This window comes from Staphylococcus sp. EG-SA-17, from assembly GCF_017151845.1.
Lineage (GTDB): Bacteria > Bacillota > Bacilli > Staphylococcales > Staphylococcaceae > Staphylococcus > Staphylococcus aureus.
Map to the genome: position 1 here is coordinate 1 of NZ_JACVZO010000004.1, position 25,969 is coordinate 25,969.

The 25,969-nt window shown below is 31.7% G+C and carries 28 protein-coding genes; 2 read left to right on the forward strand and 26 right to left on the reverse strand.

What is annotated here, in order from left to right; all coding sequences use genetic code 11:
- Both hemW and lepA read right to left on the reverse strand, forming a co-directional pair.
- Positions 1-763: radical SAM family heme chaperone HemW (gene hemW, locus IDG65_RS02810; protein ID WP_206174022.1), on the reverse strand; the 763-nt coding region annotated here is incomplete at its 3' end.
- Between the two features lie 620 nt (positions 764-1,383).
- Entirely contained in the window at positions 1,384-3,207 is a 1,824-nt protein-coding gene (gene lepA, locus IDG65_RS02815) for a translation elongation factor 4 (RefSeq protein ID WP_000368338.1), read from the reverse strand.
- A 345-nt stretch (positions 3,208-3,552) separates the two neighbouring features.
- On the opposite strand from lepA, the gene rpsT reads away from it, so the two are divergent.
- Positions 3,553-3,804, forward strand: coding sequence for a 30S ribosomal protein S20 (gene rpsT, locus IDG65_RS02820; RefSeq protein ID WP_001274017.1), 252 nt, complete (start codon positions 3,553-3,555; stop codon positions 3,802-3,804).
- Between the two features lie 44 nt (positions 3,805-3,848).
- Here rpsT and holA read toward each other — a convergent pair whose 3' ends face one another.
- From holA to mtnN, 13 genes are all read right to left on the reverse strand, one after another.
- Entirely contained in the window at positions 3,849-4,823 is a 975-nt protein-coding gene (gene holA / locus IDG65_RS02825; protein ID WP_001282562.1) for a DNA polymerase III subunit delta, read from the reverse strand.
- Positions 4,824-4,879: 56 nt separating this feature from the next.
- Positions 4,880-7,081: a DNA internalization-related competence protein ComEC/Rec2 gene (locus tag IDG65_RS02830; protein ID WP_200707806.1), complete on the reverse strand. Its 2,202-nt coding sequence runs from the start codon at positions 7,079-7,081 to the stop codon at positions 4,880-4,882.
- A gap of 4 nt (positions 7,082-7,085) precedes the next feature.
- Positions 7,086-7,547 carry a ComE operon protein 2 gene (locus IDG65_RS02835; protein WP_000439693.1) on the reverse strand — a complete coding sequence of 154 codons (462 nt, stop codon included), beginning with the start codon at positions 7,545-7,547 and terminating at the stop codon, positions 7,086-7,088.
- Between the two features lie 91 nt (positions 7,548-7,638).
- A complete protein-coding gene (locus tag IDG65_RS02840) occupies positions 7,639-8,325 on the reverse strand; it encodes a ComEA family DNA-binding protein (protein WP_075583650.1) in 687 nt (228 codons plus the stop codon).
- Positions 8,326-8,364: 39 nt separating this feature from the next.
- Positions 8,365-9,081, reverse strand: coding sequence for a class I SAM-dependent DNA methyltransferase (locus tag IDG65_RS02845; RefSeq protein WP_000084831.1), 717 nt, complete (start codon positions 9,079-9,081; stop codon positions 8,365-8,367).
- A 2-nt stretch (positions 9,082-9,083) separates the two neighbouring features.
- The gene (gene rsfS / locus IDG65_RS02850; protein ID WP_001088022.1) at positions 9,084-9,437 is read right to left on the reverse strand and encodes a ribosome silencing factor; all 354 of its coding nucleotides are present in this window, start codon (positions 9,435-9,437) and stop codon (positions 9,084-9,086) included.
- Complete coding sequence (gene yqeK, locus IDG65_RS02855) at positions 9,438-10,022, reverse strand: bis(5'-nucleosyl)-tetraphosphatase (symmetrical) YqeK (RefSeq protein WP_001019324.1); 585 nt, start codon at positions 10,020-10,022, stop codon at positions 9,438-9,440.
- Positions 10,012-10,581 carry a nicotinate (nicotinamide) nucleotide adenylyltransferase gene (gene nadD, locus IDG65_RS02860; RefSeq protein WP_000725167.1) on the reverse strand — a complete coding sequence of 190 codons (570 nt, stop codon included), beginning with the start codon at positions 10,579-10,581 and terminating at the stop codon, positions 10,012-10,014. The genes yqeK and nadD overlap by 11 nt, the downstream gene beginning before the upstream one ends.
- A gap of 2 nt (positions 10,582-10,583) precedes the next feature.
- Complete coding sequence (gene yhbY, locus IDG65_RS02865) at positions 10,584-10,874, reverse strand: ribosome assembly RNA-binding protein YhbY (protein WP_000955235.1); 291 nt, start codon at positions 10,872-10,874, stop codon at positions 10,584-10,586.
- A 3-nt stretch (positions 10,875-10,877) separates the two neighbouring features.
- Positions 10,878-11,684: a shikimate dehydrogenase gene (gene aroE, locus IDG65_RS02870; protein WP_000666749.1), complete on the reverse strand. Its 807-nt coding sequence runs from the start codon at positions 11,682-11,684 to the stop codon at positions 10,878-10,880.
- Between the two features lie 13 nt (positions 11,685-11,697).
- Positions 11,698-12,798 (reverse strand): ribosome biogenesis GTPase YqeH, encoded by a 1,101-nt coding sequence (gene yqeH / locus IDG65_RS02875; RefSeq protein ID WP_001280141.1) that lies wholly within the window; start codon positions 12,796-12,798, stop codon positions 11,698-11,700.
- Complete coding sequence (locus IDG65_RS02880; protein ID WP_000524902.1) at positions 12,799-13,326, reverse strand: YqeG family HAD IIIA-type phosphatase; 528 nt, start codon at positions 13,324-13,326, stop codon at positions 12,799-12,801.
- A gap of 19 nt (positions 13,327-13,345) precedes the next feature.
- Positions 13,346-14,032: a 5'-methylthioadenosine/S-adenosylhomocysteine nucleosidase gene (gene mtnN / locus IDG65_RS02885; RefSeq protein WP_000579270.1), complete on the reverse strand. Its 687-nt coding sequence runs from the start codon at positions 14,030-14,032 to the stop codon at positions 13,346-13,348.
- A 313-nt stretch (positions 14,033-14,345) separates the two neighbouring features.
- Here mtnN and IDG65_RS02890 point away from each other — a divergent pair, with 313 nt between their 5' ends.
- Positions 14,346-14,615: a hypothetical protein gene (locus tag IDG65_RS02890; RefSeq protein ID WP_000829750.1), complete on the forward strand. Its 270-nt coding sequence runs from the start codon at positions 14,346-14,348 to the stop codon at positions 14,613-14,615.
- Between the two features lie 201 nt (positions 14,616-14,816).
- Here IDG65_RS02890 and sel26 read toward each other — a convergent pair whose 3' ends face one another.
- The 11 genes from sel26 to IDG65_RS02945 form a co-directional block, all read right to left on the reverse strand.
- A complete protein-coding gene (gene sel26, locus IDG65_RS02895; protein ID WP_000503564.1) occupies positions 14,817-15,569 on the reverse strand; it encodes a staphylococcal enterotoxin type 26 in 753 nt (250 codons plus the stop codon).
- Between the two features lie 602 nt (positions 15,570-16,171).
- Entirely contained in the window at positions 16,172-17,392 is a 1,221-nt protein-coding gene (locus IDG65_RS02900) for a Fic family protein (RefSeq protein WP_061385090.1), read from the reverse strand.
- A 291-nt stretch (positions 17,393-17,683) separates the two neighbouring features.
- Complete coding sequence (locus tag IDG65_RS02905) at positions 17,684-18,916, reverse strand: NRAMP family divalent metal transporter (RefSeq protein WP_000533223.1); 1,233 nt, start codon at positions 18,914-18,916, stop codon at positions 17,684-17,686.
- Between the two features lie 11 nt (positions 18,917-18,927).
- Positions 18,928-19,680 carry a 5-oxoprolinase subunit PxpA gene (gene pxpA / locus IDG65_RS02910; protein ID WP_001261797.1) on the reverse strand — a complete coding sequence of 251 codons (753 nt, stop codon included), beginning with the start codon at positions 19,678-19,680 and terminating at the stop codon, positions 18,928-18,930.
- A complete protein-coding gene (locus tag IDG65_RS02915) occupies positions 19,680-21,041 on the reverse strand; it encodes an acetyl-CoA carboxylase biotin carboxylase subunit (protein WP_000942753.1) in 1,362 nt (453 codons plus the stop codon). The genes pxpA and IDG65_RS02915 overlap by 1 nt, the downstream gene beginning before the upstream one ends.
- A gap of 13 nt (positions 21,042-21,054) precedes the next feature.
- Positions 21,055-21,504 (reverse strand): acetyl-CoA carboxylase biotin carboxyl carrier protein, encoded by a 450-nt coding sequence (locus IDG65_RS02920; RefSeq protein ID WP_001019349.1) that lies wholly within the window; start codon positions 21,502-21,504, stop codon positions 21,055-21,057.
- 1 nt (position 21,505) lies between these two features.
- The gene (locus IDG65_RS02925) at positions 21,506-22,516 is read right to left on the reverse strand and encodes a 5-oxoprolinase subunit C family protein (protein ID WP_000023338.1); all 1,011 of its coding nucleotides are present in this window, start codon (positions 22,514-22,516) and stop codon (positions 21,506-21,508) included.
- On the reverse strand, positions 22,506-23,240 hold the full coding sequence (gene pxpB, locus IDG65_RS02930) for a 5-oxoprolinase subunit PxpB (protein ID WP_000383190.1): 735 nt from the start codon (positions 23,238-23,240) through the stop codon (positions 22,506-22,508). The genes IDG65_RS02925 and pxpB overlap by 11 nt, the downstream gene beginning before the upstream one ends.
- 326 nt (positions 23,241-23,566) lie before the next feature.
- Entirely contained in the window at positions 23,567-24,043 is a 477-nt protein-coding gene (greA, locus tag IDG65_RS02935) for a transcription elongation factor GreA (RefSeq protein WP_000431312.1), read from the reverse strand.
- A gap of 27 nt (positions 24,044-24,070) precedes the next feature.
- Positions 24,071-24,694 (reverse strand): uridine kinase, encoded by a 624-nt coding sequence (gene udk, locus IDG65_RS02940; protein ID WP_000648617.1) that lies wholly within the window; start codon positions 24,692-24,694, stop codon positions 24,071-24,073.
- Complete coding sequence (locus IDG65_RS02945) at positions 24,694-25,962, reverse strand: peptidase U32 family protein (RefSeq protein ID WP_000848304.1); 1,269 nt, start codon at positions 25,960-25,962, stop codon at positions 24,694-24,696. Before IDG65_RS02945 ends, udk begins: the two co-directional genes overlap by 1 nt.
- Positions 25,963-25,969 lie beyond the last annotated feature (7 nt).

The window sequence follows — 25,969 nt, forward strand, 5'->3', positions numbered from 1 at the left end:
AATATTCCTCATTAAACCAGTAAACCTTATTATGTTCTGATTCATGGCCATCTAATGCAAAATTAGATATTTCGTATTGATGGAAAGGAGATTGTTCTATCTTAGACATCAGCAACTGATACATGTCAGCACCTAAATCCTCATTAGGAAGTTTGAGCAACCCTTTTCTATACATATTATAAAATTGGGTTTTAGGTTCAAGTATTAAGCCGTAACTCGAAATATGTTGAATATCCATATCTAAAGCTAGATCTAAACTTTGTTCAAAATCTTCAATCGTCTGTTTCGGTAAATGATACATTAAATCTAAACTGATTGATTTAATACCTGCGTTTTTAGCATTTAACACCGAAGTGTAAATATCTTCAGTATTGTGCGTTCTACCTAAAACAGACAATAACTCCGGCTTGAATGTTTGAACGCCCATTGAAATTCTGTTTACTCCATATTTCTCTAATAGTTGGACTTTCTCTTTAGTTAACTCATCAGGATTGGCTTCAAATGTATACTCGCCTGTGATTGTAAACGTATCACGTATTGCTTTAAGTAATCTTTCCAACTGATTAATAGAAAGGGCCGTTGGTGTGCCACCACCTACATACATGGTCATTAAGTTCCTATATTTGGCTGTAGACATTTCTGTTATTAGTGCATCTAAGTACTCATCTACAGGTTGATTCTGTATAAAATATTTATTGAAATCACAATATGTACATATTCTTACACAAAATGGAATATGTATATATGCACTTTGTACCGTCATTTTAATGCCCCGCTTCTCAGACTGTTTATCCAATCGGCTACATCCTGTTGGACTATCTGCTATTATTCTTACTTTTAACTTTAACGTTTAATCAATGATTGTCTAATATATCGATTCATTTTAATATTTATAAATGTTAAGAGGGAGTGAGATAGAAATAATAAAGAACCACTAATGATTTATTATGTAGTGGCTCTTACACATTAGCCAGAGGTAATATGTACTTAAAAATAGAATTACATGAGTTAAACTCATGCATAAGGGAGTGGGACAGAAATGATATTTTCACAAAATTTATTTCGTCGTCCCACCCCAACTTGCACATTATTGTAAGCTGACTTTTCGTCAGCTTCTTTGTTGGGGCCCCGCCAACCTGCATTGCCTGTAGAATTTCTTTTCGAAATTCTCTGTGTTGGGGCCCCACCCCAACTTGCACATTATTGTAAGCTGACTTTTCGTCAGCTTCTATGTTGGGGCCCCATTGTTATAAGCTCATTTTAACTCTGTCGATGGCTGCCAATATAACATTGTAAAGCCCAGGACGTTAATTTATCCTAGGCTCCCTCTTTTTAGTTATTAAACTTTATTCATTGTAAATTGTTAATAGATTTTTTAAAAACTTATTCGTCATCCATTTTCAACACAGCCAAGAAAGCATCCTGTGGAATTTCAACATTACCAACTGCTTTCATCTTAGCTTTACCTGCTTTTTGTTTTTCAAGTAATTTACGTTTACGGCTTATGTCACCGCCATAACATTTAGCTAAAACGTTTTTACCCATTGATTTAATATTTGTACGCGCTACAATTTTTTGTCCTATTGCAGCCTGTACAGGTACTTCAAATTGCTGTCTTGGAATTAACGTTTTAAGTTTTTCAACTAATGCTTTACCACGTTCATACGCAAAATCTCTATGAACTATGAAGCTTAGCGCATCCACTTTATCACCATTTAATAAAATATCCATCTTGACTAAATTACTTTCTTTATTTTCGATGAATTCATAATCAAATGATGCATATCCTTTAGTATTAGATTTAAGTTGATCGAAGAAATCAAATACAACTTCAGCTAAAGGTAATTCATAAACAATATTTACACGAATATCATCTAAATAGTCCATATTTATAAATTGTCCACGTTTACGTTGACATAATTCCATTACTGCACCGACATAGTCATTTGGAACCATCATAGTTGCTCGAACATATGGCTCAAATATTTTATCAATTTTATCACGATCTGGCATTTGTGCTGGGTTATCAACCGTCACTTCTGAACCGTCCCTTAAAATACATTGATAAATTACAGATGGTGCGGTTGCAATTAATTCAATACCAAATTCTCTTTCAATTCTTTCTTGAATTATTTCCATGTGTAACATACCTAAGAAACCAGTTCTATAACCAAAACCTAATGCTTGTGATGATTCAGGCTCAAATTCTAATGATGCATCATTCAATTGTAATTTTTCTAATGCTTCTCTTAAATCATTATAATTTTTGTTATCTATTGGGAACAGTCCGCAATATACCATTGGATTCATTTTCTTATAACCTTGCAATGGTTCTGATGCAGGTCTACTAGCTAATGTGATTGTGTCACCAACCCTAGAATCATCAACATTTTTAATACTTGCAATAATATAACCAACATCACCAACTGTTAATTCATCAACTGGAAGCTGCTTAGGTGTATTAATTCCAACTTCTGTTACTTCGAACTCTTTACCAGTGGCCATCATTCGAATTTTATCCCCGGCTTTAACAACACCGTCTACAATTCTTATCGATGAAATTACCCCTCTATATGGATCATACTCAGAATCAAATATTAACGCTTTTAGTGGTGCTTCTGGGTCACCATCTGGAGCTGGCACAACTTCAACTATTTTCTCTAGTATCTCTTCAATTCCAATGTTAGATTTAGCACTTGCTAAAACAACATCGTCTTGGTCTAAACCTATCATATCCTCAATTTCTTGTTTCACGCGTTCAGGTTCTGCAGCAGGTAAATCAATTTTGTTAATAACAGGCAATAACTCTAACTCATTATCTAATGCCAAATAAACATTTGCTAATGTTTGTGCTTCGATACCTTGAGCCGCATCTACTACTAAAATCGCACCCTCACAAGCTGCCAAAGAACGTGACACTTCATATGTAAAATCGACGTGTCCAGGCGTATCGATTAAATGGAATGTATAAGTATTTCCATCTTTAGCTTCGTACTTTAAACGTACTGCGTTTAATTTGATTGTAATACCACGTTCTCTTTCTAAATCCATTGAATCTAGTAACTGATCTTGCATATCTCTTGTTTCAACTGATTTGGTATTTTCTAAAATTCTATCAGCCAATGTAGATTTTCCGTGGTCAATATGTGCTATAATCGAGAAATTCCTTATATTCTCTCTTCTTTTTAAGCGTTGCTCATTATCCATTTTATCCTTCTCACTTTCATAAAATAAACCCGTATTATCTTTCGCATCTTTGATATAATAACGTTTTTAATAGGTAAATGCAAACGCCATAATCTTGGATGAACTTTGAAATTATAACAATCTTTATTTAAATACATACTTGCGATATGTTAATATGTTAATTACGTACTTATAATTATAAAACGTATTGATTGTGTTTCCAACACAATTTATTAAATCTGCAAAATTTTAAGCTAACCCCATCAAATAAATGATTGCACAACGGTTAGACTTTTGTTAAAATATTTCTTGTTGTAATCAAATAAAATTTTGATAAGATGAACTCACTTTTAGGAGGTGACAGAAATGGCAAATATCAAATCTGCAATTAAACGCGTAAAAACAACTGAAAAAGCTGAAGCACGCAACATTTCACAAAAGAGTGCAATGCGTACAGCAGTTAAAAACGCTAAAACAGCTGTTTCAAATAACGCTGATAATAAAAATGAATTAGTAAGCTTAGCAGTTAAGTTAGTAGACAAAGCTGCTCAAAGTAATTTAATACATTCAAACAAAGCTGACCGTATTAAATCACAATTAATGACTGCAAATAAATAATCTTTTTAAATAAAAGTTCAAGCGCATGCTTGAACTTTTATTTTTTATAAAGATAGAATGAATAATTCCAGTATTAACTGTTTATCCATATATGATGATTTAAGTTTATAATCAGTTTCCGCACAAGCATCTATAATATTCAATAATTCATCAAGTTGATAATGTCTTACTTGTCCTAACGCTAATTTTACTCTGTATGGATGTACGCCTATTGTTTTAGCAATTTGCTGTCCACTATATCCTTTTTGACTCAAAATCTTACATTGATAAAATAATCGGTAATTACTTGTAATTAGTGCAAGTAATTTAATAGGTTCTTCTTTCATAGTTATTAAATCTTTTACTAAATGAATTGCTTGTTCTTTCTTTCTTTTCTGAATGTATTCAGTCAGTAAAAATACATTTTGTTCTAAACTTCTATTAATAATTTGGTTAACATCCTGCTTATTAATTGTTGGTCTATCGCCTAAAAATAAAATCAACTTTTCTATCTCTTGTGAGACAATATTAAAGTTAATACCTGTCAACTCAATAAATAAATCTAATGCATCTCTTTTGATATCTTTGAAATTCTCATTTAATTTACTTTGAATCCATTTTTTTATTTCTTCTTCAGACATTTGCTCTATTTTTTTAAGCCTTGCATGCTTTTTTAGAGTTTTAGTTAACTTTTTTCTTTCATCAAGTTTATTTTGATATATCTCAAAGACAATCAAATTTTCGCCATCATATTTTTCAATAAATTCTATTAATTGATCTACATTATGAGCCATATCTTTTGGCGCTTTTTCACCTGTAAATATATATGCATTTTTAACCAAAATTGCTTTTTTATCTGAAAAGAAAGGCAATGTTAATGTTTCTTCAACAATTGGTGCAATCTCTGTTTCGTATAAATTATATTTCACAAAGTTAAAGTCATCTCTATCACTTTTCAAAAATTGTGATATGATTTCTGCACTTTGTTTTTCAACCAATTCAGGCACATCTCCATAAATAGCTACAATATTGTCGCTCATTCATTACACCCTTTCATTCGTTTGACACATCAATAGATTATATCATGTTTCTGTATCTATAAACCACTTGCATTTCCATAAGAGTTTGAATCAACTTTTAAATTATCATCTAAGTCAATTGTAACTTGACCGTTTTGTTGACTATTGTAAATGCGACTGCGAATCCTTTGCAATCGTTTAACAACTTCTATATTAGGAAGATGATACATATTGTTCTTCCCAGAAGAAATCAAACTTATTTTAGGCTTAATCATCTCTATAAATTCTTTAGAACTACTTGTCTTGCTCCCATGATGTCCTACTTTTAAAATATCAATCTCCGGCAAGTTATATTTTTTTAGTAGTAAAGATTCATTATTTTTACTAGCATCGCCCATTAATAAAACTTTTTTATTTTGATATGTAATCATAGTAATAATAGAATATTCATTTTTATCTCGGCTATTTGGAATAAAACTATCAAAAAATAGAAAACTACTATCTCCAAGTTTAAAACTACTAACTTGTCTTACATCCATAAGTTTAATGTTATACTTATGGCTTAATTTCGATAATAACATCAATGTATTACTACTATATCCCTTATTGTATATCACTATATGTTTAATTTTAATATGACTAATAATATATTCCACTTCACCAATATGGTCATTGTGTGGATGTGTTAAAATTAGATACTCTAATTCATTTATCCCTCTTTCATTTAGCGTTGGTAAAATATGATATTTAGAAATTGAATAACTAGGTTGTTTAGTATCATCAATCACTTTCCCACCTGTATCAATCAAGACATTTTGGTTCTTACCACCTTCATATAAAATACTGTCTCCCTGCCCCACATTTAACATTGTAATTTTGTGATGTGAATTTGTTGGAAACGTTATTAATAATGTCAGAATAATTATAGTCCAAACCGTAACCAATATATATTTACGTTTAGCCAATAACCAAAATATGTAATAAACAGAAATTATAAATATTATAAATATCCAATCATTAAACTTGGGAACAGAAAAATGTGATTGCTTGATTCTTGTGAATAGGTCTAGTAACCAGTCATGAAAATTAAAACTTAGGTCAACCAAGTAATTTAGCGGCGTTAATCCCACAATAAAATGACTTGTAATAAAGAATAAAATAGATAGCGGAAACAATATAATCGAATAGTACGGTACAAAAATCAAATTAGATAAAAATCCCACCCATTGAAGTTGATGAAAGTTTGGAATGGCAACGATAAATGAAGCTAATTGTGCAATAAACGTAATTATGAATAATGATTGTAACTTTGACAATTGCTGTAAAAAAGGAAAAAGTAGCATAATAAAAAATGAAATGATGAATGAAAATTGAAATCCAATATCATAAACAACTAGTGGATTTAAAATAAACATAATTATAAATGCAAATGCTAATAGCTGAATACCCTTTATTTTAATTTGCTTAGTAATAAGCAGTACAAGAGTTGTCATTATTATAGCTCTTACAGCACTAGGTGCATAATTTGTGTATTGAGCAAATAAAGCTAATACAATGATTGTAATTCCTTTAATGACAAATAAAGGTAAATTTAATCGTTTTAAAGGTTGGTAAATTAAGAATACAATTGCAGCTATATGCGAGCCACTAACTGGCAGCAAATGATATATACCTATCTCTTTAACACGTTCCTTAAATTGCTCATTAATTTCTTTTACGTCACCAGTAATCAATGCCATAATACGATCCGGAAACTTAATACCCGAATCATAAATTCGATTCATTATAAACTGTTTATGTTTCTCAATTAAATTAGACCGGTTCGATTCTAGGCAGCTTTGTACAACTATACTTTGTAATTTAAGAGTTACAAACTTATTGTCATTAACTTTGAATTGTCCTTTAACAATACAATTACGACTTTCAATTTTCTTTAAATCAAAATTCTTTTTATTTGTTAAAAAGAAAGGATATATTTCATTTTTTAAACTCAACCTACCTTTATATGTGTCACTACCTTGACGTTGAATTTGGATTACTTGAGCACGCTCATTAAACTGAGAATTACGTTCAATATAATTGATATAATTAAATATTGCTTGTTGTGAATAATGTAAATACCATGAGGAGAAAATGATTAAAAAGAGAGAAATAGGGGCATAAACGATTTTATTTTTACGATAAGTAATATACAAAAGTAAAATGAAAAGAAATGTAGAGAGCACTTTGCTAGAATTCCAAAGCACTCCTACAATCATTGATAACGCGACATACAGCAAAACATTAACCTTTAGTCAGATATTTAGCAACATATTCTGGTGAAAATGGAATTTTTTTAAATTCAATACCAGATTGTTTGAGTAATTTAGTTGCATATTCATGGTTATGATAATCTTCTGCATAGTAGATACGCTTTATACCTGCTTGAATAATTGACTTTGTACAATTTAGGCATGGAAAATGAGTAACATAGATTGTTGCACCTTCAGTAGATACACCTTGTTTTGCACATTGTAATAAAGCATTCATTTCTGCATGTATCGTTCTGATACAATGTCCATCTTCAATTAAACATCCTTCATCTATACAATGCACCTCGCCAGCTACAGAGCCATTATAACCACCAGCAATAATACGATTATCCTTAACAATCGTTGCACCTACAGATAATCTTTGACAAGTTGAACGTAATGCTAGCAAATGACTTTGTGCCATAAAATATTCTTCCCATTTGATTCTTTCCAAGATGTTCACCTTCCATACTTAAAATTTAGTAACATTTTCTAATAATATAAGATTAATCACAAAAAATAAAATTTGCAATTAAAATAATCCATTATATCGTGAAATAAGATTTCAGTTTATCAAAAGTTTTACTTCCAAAACCTTTTACTTTTTTCAAATCGTCAATTTCTTGAAATGCACCTTGTTGGTTGCGATATTCAACAATTGCATTAGCTTTAGCTTGCCCTACTCCAGGAACAGACATCAATTCTGATACAGATGCGGTATTTAAATTTACTTTAGTATTATTTGTGTTCCCATTTTTTACATGCACACTGTTTACTCCAATTTGTGGTTCAACATTCTTTTGTCCTTTATGAGGTATGAAAATCATTTTTTGATCTGTTAATTTTTCAGACAAATTAATTTGACTTACATCTGCATCCTCCAATAATTGTGCTTTATCAAGTAAATCAACTACTCTATCCTTAGATGTCATTTTATAAACATTAGGATGTTTAACAGCACCTTTTACATCGACATATACAGGACCTTTATTTTTGGAATTATCTCCATCTTTGACCTGGACATCTTCTAATTTGGACAAACTACTATTTTCACTAGTGCTTTGTTTCAGAGCAGTATCTTTATTTTCAAAATTTCTTGAAGTATAATCATCTTGTCTCCAGAATATAAAACCAATTAATACCATAATTAAAACAACAGCACTTATAATATATAACTTCCACTGAGTTAAAAAATCTTTATAGCGTAATAAAAATTGATACAATAAAACCACTCCTCAACTTTATACACGTCTGAGCGAGTGGTTTTACTTTTATTTTTTCGCAATGAAAAACAATCTTTCTGCATCTTCATTATGTTCATCTATATTAAAATCAGTAAATGTTTCAACTTGTTTAAAACCAACTTGAGCTAACCAAGACAAATATGTCTTTTCATCAAATGTTCTCTGAAAATGAGACTCATCAAACCTTGAATATGTTTCATCTTCATGTCGAATGAAAAATGTCATATCATGATAAACACTTAAAGGTAAATCTCCTTGCACAGCATCCCATGCTAAAAAAATGTCCCCTTTATCATCAATATAACTTTGATTATTAAACAAAGTCATCATTTTATAAACAGTATGTACATCAAAAATAAATACACCTGAATCAGTCAGATGATGATAAACATTGATGAATGTTTCAATCACTGCAGTTTCATCTTGCAAATAATTTAGAGAGTCACAAAAAATAGTGATGATATCAAATTGTTGTTGCAAATCAAAAGATGTCATATCTCCTTCAAGCCAATTTACATTTGCTGATTTTTGAGCTGCAACAGTCAACATATCAACACTTAAATCCATACCAGTAACATTACCTAAAGCTTCTAATTGAACTGTTAAACTACCAGTACCGCATCCAATATCTAAAATATTTGATTCATCTTTGCAGTGATTTTTTACAATTTCAAACCATTTTTCATATGGTTGATCTTGAGTCAATTGATCGTACACTAGGCTCATTTCTGCATATTGCGACATAATTAATACGCAACCTGACTATATGATTCTAATGGTGCATCTTGATATAACTTTTCAATATTATAATAATTTCTTTCGTCTTTATGGAAAACATGTACCACAACATCAGCTAAGTCAATTAATATCCAACGCGCTTCATTGTATCCTTCCATACGTTTTACTTCTATATTTTGTTCATTGGCTACTTCTTTCACCGCTCTAGCAATCGCTTGAACTTGTCGTTCATTATTTCCGTGCGTTACAACAAAATAATCTGTCATATCGCTGATACCTTTCATTTCTAAAGAAATCGTATCTTCGCCTTTTTTATTGTCAATTGCATCCACAGCAATTGCTAATAATTCTTGTGAATTCATTTAATCATCCTTTATTCTTTCGTCACTATAGTTATAATAATTTAAACAGTCAATCGTCTTATTATATACCGTAATATCTTTCTGTATTAAAAATAGTACTGTGCGTTTAGAAATTTCATAAATTGTCTTATCTAAACTACCTTGATTGTATGCCATATCTCGAATATCATCAACTCCTGGGATTGTTCTTCCAGGTTCGATGTAATCTGCAATAAAAATCAGTTTTTCAGTTTTTGTCATTTGTTGACGTCCAGTAGTATGGTATTTGATAGCCATTAATACTTCCTCATCATTGATACCATATTCATGTTCCATGATTGCTGCACACACAGGGCCATGCAATATTTCACTACCATAACTCAGTAGGTCATTACCTAATTCGTATTGTCGAACAATTTGATACATTTTACCTAAATCATCATACTTACAGAAATCATGTAATACACCTGCTAATTCTACTTTACTAGTGTCTCCATCATAAATTTCTGCCAATTTAATAGCTGTTTCTGCAACTCTTAAAGAATGATTATAACGTTTCTCTGGCAGTTTCTCTTTTGCAAGCCGTTTTGCTTTTTCAATGTTCATATAATCCTTCCCCCTTAATATAGTTTTCAACGGATTTAGGAACAAGAACTTGGATAGATTTCCCTTCACTAACTCTTTGTCGAATCATTGTCGAACTTATATCTACCCTAGGTATCTGAATTGCAATCATAGCATTTTCAACATTTTGACTATTTTTGTCTCGATTTACAACTACAAAAGTAACCATTTCTTTTAAGTATTCAATTTGATACCATTTCTCTAGTTGGTTATACTGATCCGTCCCAATAACAAAGTACAACTCACTGTCTTTGTGTTGCTCCTTGAATGCCTTGATCGTGTCATAGGTATAACTCTGACCACCACGTTTAATTTCATCGTCGCAAATATCTCCAAAACCAAGCTCGTCGATAATCATCTGTATCATTGTTAATCTGTGCTGAACATCTATAAAATTATTGTGCTTTTTCAATGGAGACATAAAACTAGGTAAAAAATAAAATTCATCTGGCTGTAATTCATGAAATACTTCGCTAGCTACTATCATATGTGCAGTATGGATAGGGTTAAACTGACCGCCGTAAAGTACTATCTTTTTCATTATTATGGCAATTCAATTTCTTTATTTTCTTTAGATTCTCTATAAATCACTATCATAGATCCAATCACTTGCACTAATTCACTACGCGTAGCTTCGCTTAATGTTTCAGCTAATTCTTTTTTATCATCAAAGTTATTTTGTAGTACATGCACTTTAATCAATTCTCTGTTTTCTAACGTATCATCTATTTGTTTAATCATATTTTCGTTGATACCGCCTTTTCCAATTTGAAAAATCGGATCAATATTGTGTGCTAAACTTCTTAAGTATCTTTTTTGTTTGCCAGTAAGCATATGTTATTCTCCTTTTAATTGTTGTAAAACTGCTGTTTTCATAGAATTAATATCAGCATCTTTATTAGTCCAAATTTTAAAGCTTTCCGCACCCTGGTAAACAAACATATCTAAGCCATTATAAATATGGTTTCCCTTGCGCTCTGCTTCCTCTAAAATAGGTGTTTTATACGGTATATAAACAATATCACTCATTAAAGTATTGGGAGAAAGATGCTTTAAATTAATAATACTTTCGTTATTTCCAGCCATACCCGCTGGTGTTGTATTAATAACGATATCGAATTCAGCTAAATACTTTTCAGCATCTGCTATTGAAATTTGGTTTATATTTAAATTCCAAGATTCAAAACGAGCCATCGTTCTATTCGCAACAGTTAATTTGGGCTTTACAAATTTTGCTAATTCATAAGCAATACCTTTACTTGCACCACCTGCGCCCAAAATTAAAATGTATGCATTTTCTAAATCTGGATAAACGCTGTGCAATCCTTTAACATAACCAATACCATCTGTATTATACCCTATCCACTTGCCATCTTTTATCAAAACAGTGTTAACTGCACCTGCATTAATCGCTTGTTCATCAACATGATCTAAATACGGTATGATACGCTCTTTATGAGGAATTGTGATATTAAAGCCATCTAATTCTTTTTTCGAAATAATTTCTTTAATTAAATGAAAATCTTCAATTGGAATATTTAAAGCTTCATAAGTATCATCTAATCCTAAAGAATTAAAATTTGCTCTATGCATAACGGGCGACAAGGAATGTGAAATAGGATTTCCGATAACTGCAAATTTCATTTTTTAAATCACCTTATAAAATAGAATTTCTTAATACAACATCAACATTTTTAGGAACACGAACGATTACTTTAGCTCCTGGTCCTATAGTTATAAAGCCTAGACCAGAGATCATAACATCGCGTTTCTCTTTGCCTGTTTCAAGTCTAACAGCCTTTACCTCATTAAGATCAAAATTTTGTGGATTTCCAGGTGGCGTTAATAAATCGCCAAGTTGATTACGCCATAAATCATTAGCCTTCTCCGTTTTAGTACGATGTATATTCAAGTCATTAGAAAAGAAACAAACTAACGGACGTTTACCACCTGATACATAATCTATGCGCGCTAGACCGCCGAAGAATAATGTTTGCGCCTCATTTAATTGATATACGCGTTGTTTTATTTCTTTCTTAGGCATAATAATTTTCAATTCTTTTTCACTAACTAAATGCGTCATTTGATGATCTTGAATAATACCTGGTGTATCATACATAAATGATGTTTCATCTAAAGGAATATCTATCATATCTAAAGTTGTTCCAGGAAATCTTGAAGTTGTTACTACATCTTTTTCACCAACACTAGCTTCAATCAGTTTATTAATCAATGTAGATTTCCCAACATTCGTTGTCCCTACAATATACACATCTTCATTTTCTCGAATATTCGCAATTGATGATAATAAGTCGTCTATGCCCCAGCCTTTTTCAGCTGAAATTAATACAACATCGTCAGCTTCCAAACCATATTTTCTTGCTGTTCGTTTTAACCATTCTTTAACTCGACGTTTATTAATTTGTTTCGGCAATAAATCCAATTTATTTGCTGCTAAAATGATTTTTTTGTTTCCGACAATACGTTTAACTGCATTAATAAATGATCCTTCAAAGTCAAATACATCCACGACATTGACGACAATACCCTTTTTATCCGCAAGTCCTGATAATAATTTTAAAAAGTCTTCACTTTCTAATCCTACATCTTGAACTTCATTATAATTTTTCAAGCGGAAACAACGTCTGCAAATCACGTCATCACGAAACATATTATGCTCTGGTACAAAACCAGGTTTATTTTTATCTTCAGATTGAAGTGGCGCACCACAACCGATACATTTTAAAATGTCAGACAATCAATTTTCCTCCCATGTGATATAACCTTTTTTACTGAAATGACGTAATAATCGTCTTTCAATTAACCTATTAAACTTAGTAATAAAGCCATCAGTTCGTTTAACTGGAACGACCATAATTGTATATAAACCTCGACGATTACCACCAAATACATCAGTAAGCATTTGGTCACCTATAACAACAGTTTGATCTGGTCTGATATTCATCTTAGTTATTGCTTTATCAAACGCTTTCCCCATTGGCTTTCTCGCTTTAAAAATAAAATCGATGTCTAAATGCTGACTAAAACTAGCAACACGAGACTCATTATTATTAGACACGATTGTAATAGTGATTCCTTTTTCATTAGCTTCCTTAAACCATGCTTTAACACGTTCTGTAGGTTCTTTAACATCCCAACCTACTAGCGTATTATCTAAATCTGTAATAATACCTTTAACGCCTTTGTCCACTAACTTGTCTAAATCAATTTGAAATATTGATTGAACATATGAATTCGGCATAAAAAACTTGCGAACTAAACCCATTTAACTCACCTTTACCTTTTTATAATTGAGACACTAATGCTTCAACAGTTTGACTTGATGATACAGCTGCTTTTTCTAAAAATGCTTCGAAGCTCATTTCCGCTTCTCCATTTGCTAAGTCTGAAACTGCACGAACTACAACAAATGGTACATTAAATTGATAACATGTTTGTGCAATTGCAGTTGCTTCCATTTCAACCGCCATCGCATTTGGAAATGCTTTTTTAATTTTTTGGCGTTGTTCAACACTACCGATAAAGCTATCACCACTTACAATTAAGCCTACTTTAGCTGTTAATTGTTGTTGTTGTACAACTTGAGATACTTTATCTATTAAAGGTTTACTTGATTGAAATGCTACCGGCATCTGTGGTACTTGTCCATATTCATAACCAAATGCTGTTGCATCTGCATCATGATATTTTACATCATCACTTATAAGAACGTCACCTACATTTAAACTTTCATCTAAAGCTCCAGCAGAACCTGTATTAATAATGATGTCCGGTTTAAACTTATTAATTAATAATGTCGTAGAAATTGCAGCATTAACTTTTCCAATGCCGCTTTGGGTAATCACTACTTCTCTATCTTTTAAAATGCCAGTATAAAATTTAACATGTGCAACTGAAATTTCGCTTAATTGTGTTAATTTATTTTTTAATATTGTTACTTCTTCTTCCATGGCACCAATTATACCAATCATCCTTTGATTCACCTCTTTTAAAAAATCCTAGCATTTGTTATTTTATCACATTTTAATCACTACAACGACAAGTATCATGATTTTCGTTACTGTATAAAACTTTTGCTTTATTTTTTAAAAAAACATTCACAATAACGTGGTATCATAAATAATTATTTATGAACTCATAACAAGGAAATCGATGCTTCTAAATTGTCTATTTTTCAAAAACTAATCAAATCAATTACATCAGCTAATTGTGTCAAGAAACTTTATTAAATAACAGGAAAATGATATGTTTAAAATAATAATGATGAAATAAGAGGATTCTACAATGGCTGAAAATAATCAAAATAGTCTCGTAACAAAGATTGCTACATACGGCAGTTTTATTGCAATTGCGTCGTTTGTCATTTTATTTATAAGTATATTTTTAAAGTTTTCATTTAATATCGAGTTTACAGCAACAATTATGAACATATGTCGCTACACTCTAATTCTAGGATTTATACTTATGTCCTTACCTGATGTTGTTGATAAAAACATCAAGAAAATTATATTCGATGCATTTATTATCATCGTCTTTATCTTCTTTTTGCTATAGTAGTTTTATTTTGTAATTACACAGTTAATCATATTTGTTTCGTATCGAATTCCTGTGTGCATTAAAGGTAATTCTAATAGAAAACAGCAGTAAGACTTTTCTGAGTGATAGCCTCCTTACTGCTGTTTTTATTTGTAACAATAAAATGACAGGTACTTTATATTTCACTGTCAAAGATCATTAATGATTAACTTACTTAAATTATGATTTGAATAAATAGATATCTAAATGCAATTTGTCACTATTGATAGTTTTATTATCAGCATACATTTTTAATACCTCATGACCATACTCACCATTTAAATTATAAAAATCATATTCTACATTTTTTTCATCATCATTATGATATTTAACATACCCTTTAACAATGTCTCCACCTAGTTCGTACAACTTATACTTCTCATTCAAATAATTTCTTAATTGAACATCTAATTCTTGAATGGTAACAATTTTCTTTTTCGTTTTTACTGCAGTTAGTTCTATTCCTGTTTGATGTCCGTCAATCCATAAATTACAAGGTATATTCTTATAATCATCGTATTTATTATTGTCACTTAAAGTAACACCACCATAACTACATAGCGTTTTATTGGTTTCTCCCCCATGACATCCATATCCATAATTTCCAGCAAATATATCGATATCCTTATTTACAAATTTCTTTGAAAGTGCCTCATTTTCGAATTCAACTTTAAAATCTTTTTTCCAAGCATCATTTACGAACATGTCATGAAATAACAAATCATGCTTCAACAGTCTATCGTTTGTTTTTTTATTTTCAAGCTGAGTTGGATTAGCAAATGACACCTTAGCATTATATAGACGCTTGGAATCAAGTTCACTTTTATGATGTAAGTCTGAATATTCGATTGCACTTGCTGAATTTGTAAAAATTCCTTCTAACAATAATATTAAAATAAATCCTGTTAAATATTTAACTTCAAACTCCCCCAAAACAATTACTAATTTACATTTGAGAGCGAGACATAAATGATAAGGGAGTGGGACAGAAATGATATTTTCGAAAAATTTATTTCGTCGTCCCACCCCAACTTGCACATTATTGTAAGCTGTCTTTTCGCCAGCTTCTATGTTGGGGCCCCGCCGGCAAGGTTGACTAGAATTGAAAAAAGCTTGTTACAAGCGTATTTTCGTTCAGTCAACTACTGCCAATATAACTTTGTAGAGCACTGAACATTGATTTATGTCTCAGGTTCTTTAGCCTACAATTTTGATTATGTATCACGCTCATAATACTTTCCAATTTGAAATACCCTGTTCGCAATTATTAGTTGAGTTATATCAACCAATACAGTGTATACTTAAAAATTCCAAACCGTTTAACAGTATATCAGAAAAAATGATAATTATTTCAATTATTTTTATTAAATTTCATAATGATTCATATAATATTCGCATTAAAACATCACAATACTGATACACAACAAAAAGAGCAGTACATTTGTCATGCACCACTCTCAACAAATATATTTTTTTAATGAAGCAATTACGCAATCTTACAAATACAATAAGTATAGCTGAATCACATATTACATTTATTTTATAATCGAATTTAGAAATTCATCACTTATCTCATAAATTGTTGGTCTACTTTTAATTTTAACTAAGTAGTTACCAAATTTTTTAATTGTATTATTAATTTTTACTCTTCCTACTCCCAATATGTTTTCTAAATCAATTAATGTTAATCTATTTCTTTTATTTCCAAACAATTTATCCATTGAAAGGAGATACAAAAATTCATAATCTATCTGTTTATAATGACTAGTTAAATAAAGCGTTAATTTTTCAGTCGCATCCATTTTTGGTATTAATTCATCAAGTATTCTTTCTTGTCCTGCTATCAATAACTCAAGCATTGTGTCAATAAATTCCGTCAAATCACCGCAATTCAAATGATTTGAAGCAGTCATAAACGCCTTGTAATATTTCGATTTATTCCTATTTATAACATATGAAAATGTCAAAGCAGTATAATTATCATAATAATCACTCAAGAGCTTGGCAATTATAAATCTTCCAACTCTACCATTGCCATCATAAAAAGGATGTATATATTCAAACAGATAATGACTAGCCATGATTTTGAACGGCTGAGGCGCATCAAAATATTTTAAAAATGTTAGCATTTCACCTATATATTCAACAATTTTGGTTTCAGGTTGTAACCCAACATGTATATATTTATTCGTTGACCGATCATGTACACCGACAAAATTTTTACGAAATAGCTCTCCATCTAACTTATCTTGTTCGTTAATTTCATTTGAAACTAATTTATCATAAATCGCTCTAATGTCTCTTACATTATCAACTTTAATTTTTTTATTAAGTTCTATCTCTTTATATTGATCCACGAGGCCTCTGAACTTAAGAAATTCTGATGCTTGGTTATTTAACGCATGTGCAATCTCTTGTTTAGTACTAAATACATTTTCAATTTCATTAGTACTTTGTAATTCATCGATTAATAAATCATTAAAATATTGTTCTCTAGCTGCATAAGGCAAAGAATTAAGTGCTCTATCAATTTTTCTACTATTAATTGATATTAATTCTTGTTTTTTTGATAGATTTTTAGTCACCATAAAGAATAGAGGATATTCCAAATCATTAACTTTTTTTCCATTTTCCATGGGTATGATATTAATATTAGTATTGAAAGATGCTAAAGAATTAAATCTTTTAGTATACTCGTCTTTCATTTTACTTTCGTTATGCTCATGAAAAATACTTTTTAAAGTTCTGTAACCCATTTGCAGCCTCCTCTACTCATTTAAAATGTATTTTTTGTCCAATAAATCCATTTTCATTAGATTAGCTAAATATTATCACTTTTTTTCTTTAAAAACTATATAAATAACTATTTTCTCGATCAATAGAAAAAGATTTTTCATCATAACAAAAAAGAGCAGTACATTTATCATGCACCACTCTCTTTCTTAAAATATATTCAATTATGCTTTATAAATGAATCACCGGAAATCAAAATACATCTTGCCTAATACTAACAACATTTACAGTGATACTATTATTCGAAATGTCTTTTAAAATAACTGAAGTACTTCTTTGAATGAGAATATACCTGTCAATATTGTAACAAGTACTGCAACGATACCAAAGATGAACATCCAATTTGGGTGTTTATAATCACCAACAATTGATTTCTTTTTACTTGCAATCAAAATTGCACCTAACGTAATAGGTAAAATCCATCCATTTATCGCGCCTGCTATAATTAAAAGGCTGATTGGTTTTCCAATAAACAAGAAAATCATTGTTGAAATAACGATAAACACAATGACAATTAAATTACTTCTTTCGTCAAGTGATTTATGAAGTGTTTTTAAAAATGTTGCGCTTGTGTATGCTGAGCCAATTACTGATGACATAGCTGCAGCAAATAACACAATACCAAAAATATTCTTTCCAATTGGTCCAATTGCGTGTTCAAAAACTGACGCTGGTGGATTTTCAGAACTTAGTGTCACACCTGTTACAACAACTCCTAATACCGCTAGGAATAGTAACGTTCTCATAATACCTGTAGTTAAAATACCAGCAATTGCTGATTGATTTACAAATGGTAAATATTGCTTACCTTTAATGCCAGAGTCTAAAATACGATGTGCACCTGCAAAGGTAATATAACCACCTACAGTTCCACCAACTAACGTAATGATTGGCAAGACTAATTTCATTGGATGTTCTGGCGCAAATGTATGCACAAAAGCATCACCATAAGGTGGATTAGAAACAAACATCACATATGCCACAACTAAAATCATCACAATACCAAGAATCATTGAAACAACGTCCATAATTTTTTGGCCACTTTTACTTACAAAGATTAATATTGCAAAGATTGCAGTAATAGCTGCGCCCCATTTTACATCTAATCCAAAAATTGCATTTAAACCTAAACCGGCACCAGCAATATTACCAATATTAAAAGCTAGACCTCCAAATGCAATCAATATTGAGATAACAGTACCAAGCCCAGGAACAACTTTATTTGATATTTCTTGACCTCTTAAACCAGTGACAACCAATATGCGCCATATATTAATTTGTGCACCAATATCAATAATGATTGATAGTAAAATTGCGAATGCAAAACTCGCCAAAAATTGTGATGTAAATACTGCTGTTTGCGTTAAAAATGCTGGCCCAATTGCAGAAGTTGCCATCAGAAATACAGAACCTAACAATAATCTCTTATGGTTTTTAGTAAATTCAAAATCACTTTCACGATGTTTAAGCTTTAAATTTCTCCCCATTTTTTAGCCCCCTATAAGGATTGAATATCAATGCCTTCTTTCATTAAAATTTCTCTAATTTTCGAAACAAATAATAATGCATGTTCTCCATCACCATGCACACAAATTGTATCTGCTTGTAACGTTACTTCCTTATTGTTTTTTGAAATAACTTTATTTTCCTTCACCATCTTTAAAACCTGCTTAAGTGCTTCGTCAGTATCAGTAATCACAGCATCACTTTCTTTTCTACTAACGAGCTGCCCATCATCTTCGTATCGTCTATCAGCAAACACTTCAGAAGCTGTAATTAATCCGACATTCTTTGCTTCTGAAATTAGATATGAATTTGCTAATCCTACTAACACTAGTGATGGATCAAAGTCATAAACAGCTTGTGCTATAACGCTTGCTATTTCTCTGTCTTTTGCACCCATCTGATACAATGCACCATGCGGTTTAACATGATTAATTTTAACTTGATGAATGCGACAAAACCCTTGTAATGCACCTAATTGATAAATCATCAAATTATAAATCTCGTCGTTAGAGATATCTATATTTCGTCTGCCAAAGCCTTTCAAATCAGGTAAACCAGGATGTGCACCTACTGCAACATTATGTGCTTTGGCAAGTTTTACCGTTTCATTCATTACATTTTCATCACCAGCGTGAAAACCACAAGCAACATTCGCACTTGTAATTAACGGAATAATTTGATGATCACCACCAAAGGAATAATTTCCAAATGCTTCGCCTAAATCACAATTCAAATCAACTCGCATTATAATTCCACCCCTTTAACAATTTGATGTTTTTCTAAAAATTTAATATCAACATCTTTTGCATCTCCATCACGATATAGTGGATAATTTAAAACTGCATATAAAAAATCGGCAGTTGTAGAAAATCCATCTATCACCATTTCATCTAAGGTGGCTTTCAACTTATCAATTGCTGAAGCTCTATCATGAGATTTTACAATTACTTTAGCTACTAAAGAATCATAATATGGTGAAACTTGATAACCGTGATATAGTAAAGAATCGACTCGCACATTAAAGCCTTGAGGTAAATGTAACGCTGTCACTTTACCTGGTGTTGGTTGAAATTTCTTTTCAGGATTTTCGGCATTTATTCTCGCTTCTATCACATGACCATTAAATTGAATATCGCTTTGTGAGAAAGGTAAATGATTATGTTCCAATAAATACAGTTGTGCTGCAACCAAATCACGTTCTGCTCGCATCTCTGTAACAGTATGTTCAACTTGAATTCGAGCATTCATTTCAATAAAGTAATGTGCGGTATCAGTTACTAAAAATTCAATCGTACCTGCACTTCTATAATTTGCTGCACGTGCAACTTTAACAGCATCATTACATATTTGTTGTCGCCTTTCTTCAGTTAATGCTGCACAAGGAGATTCTTCGATTAATTTTTGATTTTTACGTTGTACAGAACAATCACGTTCCCCTAAATGTACATAATTATCCTGCCCATCCCCCATAACTTGAACTTCAACATGTTTTGCAACAGGTATAAAAGCCTCAACATAAACACGATCATCATCAAAGTATTTTTTTCCTTCACTTTTAGCTTCTTTAAATGCCTTTTCTAAATCTTCAGCTTTCTTTACAATACGTATACCTTTACCACCACCGCCACTGGCAGCTTTGATAACAACTGGATAACCGATGTCTTTGGCAAGCTTCTCAATTTCAGACACATGATTCACAGCACCATTTGATCCTGGAATCACAGGAACACCTGCATGATGAACTGTTTGTCTTGCTGTTATTTTATCCCCCATCATTTCCATCGTTTTTTTAGTAGGCCCTATAAACGCTATGCCTTGTTCCTCAACGGTTTGAGCAAATTTTGTTGATTCTGATAAAAATCCATATCCTGGGTGAATTGCATTAGCACCAGTGATTTGTGCAGCAGATATGATGCGGTCAATATTTAAATAACTATCTAAAGCATTAGCTTCCCCAATACATATAGCTTGATCTGCTAAATGTACATGCAAGCTTTGCTCGTCCCGTTTTGCATAAACTGCTACAGTTTCAATCCCATATTCTCTGCAAGCTCTTATAATCCTTACAGCAATTTCACCTCTGTTCGCAATTAAACAACGAAGCATTTACTTACCCCCTTTACTTAATACGTACCAAAACTTGGTCGTATTCAACATTTGTGCCGTGATCAGCTACTATTTCAGTAATTTCTCCAGCAACATCTGTTGTTACCTCGTTTAATACTTTCATCGCTTCAACATATCCTATAATATCTCCCTTGTTAACTTTGTCACCGACTTTCACAATTGGTTCAGTTAATTCTTTACTATCTTGTAAAAAGAATGTACCTACCATTGGTGATTTAATGTCATGATAATCATTTGTCGAAACATCGGAGTTATCATTCGCTTTTGAAGCTGTCAAATCATTATTGTTCATACTTTGATTTGATTGATTACTGTGTGCAGCCAAATGATTCGAGTCAGTGAAGTTAATTTCTATTTCATCTTCAAAATTTTTATATTTAAATTTCTTAACATCATTTTCCTTCACTAATTTGATTATTTGTTCGATTTTTTCAATATTCATTTTACAAATCCCCTTTTAAAATTGTTGCTAATTTTTTCGAAGTATGTCGCAAGCTAGATGTATCAAAAATTGGAGTCTTTTGATGACTCTTAAGAATTTCATTAAACAGAGACATTTGTTCCCGATTCTTATCTACAGCTTCTTGGAATGATATCCATTTAAATTGAATTGTATCTTGTGGTTTCATCTGTGCTAACTTTGGCAGATCAAATTTGCATACAGTTGCAATTTTGGTATAACCACCTATCGTTTGTTTATCATTAAGCAGAATAATAGGTTGACCATCATTTGGTACTTGAACACTGCCAAGAGCAACCGGTTCAGAAATGATATCTGCTTGATTAATTGGTGCAACGCTGTCACCTTCCAAACGATACCCCATACGGTCTGATTGTTCAGTTATTAAATATGGATAATTTACAATTTTCGCTCTAGCCTCTTCAGAAAATGCCTCGAATTGAGGTCCTTGAAGAATGTGTATAATATTATTTTCTGGTAATAAATCGTCCTGTAAATGAATAGTCTTTCCAATGTTTTCTTTAAAGTCATTATTTATTTTCACTGTTATTACGTCATTAGCTAATAACTTTCTACCTTTGAATCCTCCTATACTGCTTCGGGTATGTGTTGCATAACTTTCAGCAATAGAAGGTACGTTGATAGAATGACCAAAAGTAAGATAACCGCGTGCACCTTTGGTTATAGCACCTATTTTTAAAATGTCACCTTTCTCAGCTAATATGACAGAATTCATTGATATAGTTTTATTATTTAGCGAGGCATTAACACTACCACCGGTTATAACAAATGTATTTTGCGTATTAAATTGAATGGTAGGACCAATCAAAGTATATTCAATCGCTGGACCATCATTGTTAATTAATGACTGCGCAACCTTAAAACTAAATTGATCCATGGCACCTGAACCTGAAAATCCAATATGTTCATAACCTTTTCTTCCTAGATCTTGTACCGTTGAAAAGAGACCTGGTTGTAAAATCTTAATTGACATTTTCAATCACCACCCAGTCATCAACATTAAAGTTGCCATCTGATATATCTCTTTCGATTTGTATAAATTCCTGTTCATCTATTGCATAAAATTGTATCCATTCTCCTGCTTCGTACATTGACATTGGTTCACGCTCGCTGCTAAATACTTTTAACGGTGTGCGTCCAATAATTTGCCATCCGCCAGGAGAATCTGATGGATATAGTCCTGTTTGATTATTCGCAATACCTACAGAACCTGCATGAATTTTTAACCTTGGCTGATTACGTCTAGGTGTATGTAGTTGTTGATCAAGTCCGCCTAAGTATGGAAATCCAGGCATAAATCCTAGCATATATATTAAATAAGGTTTACTTGTATGTTTTTCAATAACTTGCTCAACAGTTATTCGATTATGCTTTGCTACTTCCTCAATATCAGGTCCATATGTACCACCATATTGAACAGGTATTTTAATAATTCGATTGGTTTGATTCACAGCATGAACATTTTTTTCATTAAATTTGTTAAGTTCTAAATTTTCAATTAATTTAGAAGATGTTATAGCTTGTTCATCAAAATATATTAGAACTGCTCGATACGAAGGGACAATGTCTTGAATTTCTAATATTTCTTTTTCTCGTATCCACCGTACCATTGCTGTGACATTTCGATATGTCTCTTCGGATATATTATTTTCAAAATAAATCATAATTGTCTGCTCGTTAATAAATCTTACATCCACTCTAAATCCCCCTTTGTATTGCAATAAACCAGTATTGAATACCTTTTCATTGTATCATTGAGAAGCACAAGTTGTTTAATAAGTAATTCAAATCGCATACAATAACAAATTATAATCAATTTGTTTTCTTGGAAATATTTTGCTTTTTTTAAAATGGAGTAGTTAATATTGAAACTCTTACACTAATTTAGGTTCTGCTATCAATCGGTCTGATGGAAAATTTTTACTTTTCATCTGTCCGATTTTTTGATTTTGAATATAAAAAAGCACGACCGAAGTATCATTAACACACTTCAATCGCGCAATTAAACAATCTATTTGATCATTTATTGGATATTAACAATTTTTACGTTCATTTCGCCACCATTAGGTAGTGGAACACGAACTTCATCATCTAAACCTTTACCAATTAACGCTTTAGCCATTGGTGATTCATTTGAAATCTTACCATTAAATGCATCTGATTCAGCTGAACCAACGATTTGATAACTTTCCTCTTCATCACCTGGTAATTCTACAAACGTTACTGTTTTACCAATTTTAACAACGTTGTTATCTCCAGTATCTTCAATGATTAATGCATTTCTTAACATATGCTCAATTCTTTGAATATCTTGTTCGATGAATCCTTGTTCATCTTTTGCTGCATCATACTCAGAGTTCTCTGATAAGTCACCAAATGAACGTGCAACTTTAATTTTCTCTACAACTTCAGGACGCTTAACTGTTTTTAATTCTTCAAGTTCACGCTCTAATTTTTCAAAACCTTCTTGAGTCATTGGATATTGCTTTTGATTTTCCATATTGTCATCTTCCTTTACTGAATTATACTATTGCTTGCTAACTAAAGACTGAATTTTTGTTGTCATAATATCTATTGCAACTTTATTGCTCCCACCTTCAGGTATAATTATATCAGCATATTTCTTAGTCGGTTCAATAAATTGGTCATGCATAGGTCTAACAACACTTAAATATTGATTGATAACAGAGTCCATTGAACGCCCACGCTCTTTAGTATCTCGTGTTAAACGGCGTAATATTCTTAAGTCTGCATCTGTATCAACATATATTTTAACATCCATCATATCACGTAATACCTTATTTTCTAAAGCGAAAATACCTTCTACGATAATAACATCTTTAGGTTTAAAATCAATGGTAATATCACTTCTTGTATGACTAGCATAATCATATGTCGGTACTTCTACTGCTTTACCATTTTTCAAGTCTTTAAGATTTTCAATTAATAAATCATTATCAAATGCAAATGGATGGTCATAATTGGTTTCTAGGCGCTCGTCGAAAGTCAAGTGCTTTTGATCTTTATAATAGTAATCTTGAGCAAGTAAAGCGACACTATGACCTTCTAAGTTTTTCATAATTTCGTTAGTTACAGTTGTTTTTCCTGAGCCAGATCCACCAGCTATGCCAATGATTGTAGTAGCTTTCATTAGCCAATTTCCTTTCTCATCATGTTGTTTGGATATATCGGGCGATCCACTTTAATTTGAACGATTTGTAATGGATGGCGCGCCGCGTCTAAGCTGTTACCTTCTTCATCATAAATTGCTTCTACTACTTGTGTAAATGTTTCAATTTCTGGACCAAAGAATTCTATTTCTTGACCTGGTTTAAAGTTATTTCGTTGTTGAATAGTCGCAATTTTTGTATCTTCATTATAATCTAATACCAAACCACAAAAATCAAATGGTGATTTTTTAGATTGTTGTTGACCAAACATCTGTTCTTCATAACCAGGTGTACCCTCAAAGAATGCTGGTGCAGTGTCTCTATTTGCACATTTATCTAACTCAATTAACCATTCCGGATTAATCTTAAAGTTGTCAGGATCTGCCGCATACGCATCAATGACTTTACGATATACTGAGACAACTGTTGCAATATAATGAATTGACTTCATACGTCCTTCAATTTTTAATGAGTCCACACCAATATCCATCATTTGAGGAATTGATTCGATTAATTTTAAATCTTTAGGACTCATCGCAAACGGTGTAACTTCACCTTGATTATAAAATACATCAAGTTCACCATTATCATCAACTTCTAATAATTCATAATCCCAACGGCAACTTTGACAGCAACCGCCTCTGTTGGAATCCCTTGCAGTCATATGATTACTTAATGTACATCTACCTGAATAGGCGATACACATAGCACCATGAATAAATGCTTCGATTTCAATATCTACTTTTTCCTTCATTTCACGCATTTCCATCGCGCCGGTCTCACGTGCTAATACAACACGATCCAATCCTTCTTCTTTCCAATATTCTACAGCTTTGTAATTAGAAAGTGATTGTTGAGTAGATAAATGAATTTCAAGTTTTGGCGCAACTTCTTTACATGTTTCGATAATTAAAGGATCTGCAACAATGATACCTGTCGCACCAGTCTTTTCCAAATTACGCAAATATGATTCTAGACCTTCAATATTCTCATCATGTGCAATAATATTTGTCGTAACATAAATTTTGGCACCGTAACGGTTCGCAAATTCAACACCTTCAGCTATTTCTTCCATCGTGAAATTATCAGCATTTGAACGTAATCCATATTCTTGACCACCTAAAAATACGGCATCAGCGCCATAATGTACTGCTATTTTTAACTTTTCTAAGTTTCCAGCAGGTGCTAATAATTCTGGTTTCTTCATAACTGTTTTAGGAGTTGATTTAATCTCTTCTATTGTCTTCATGATTAAC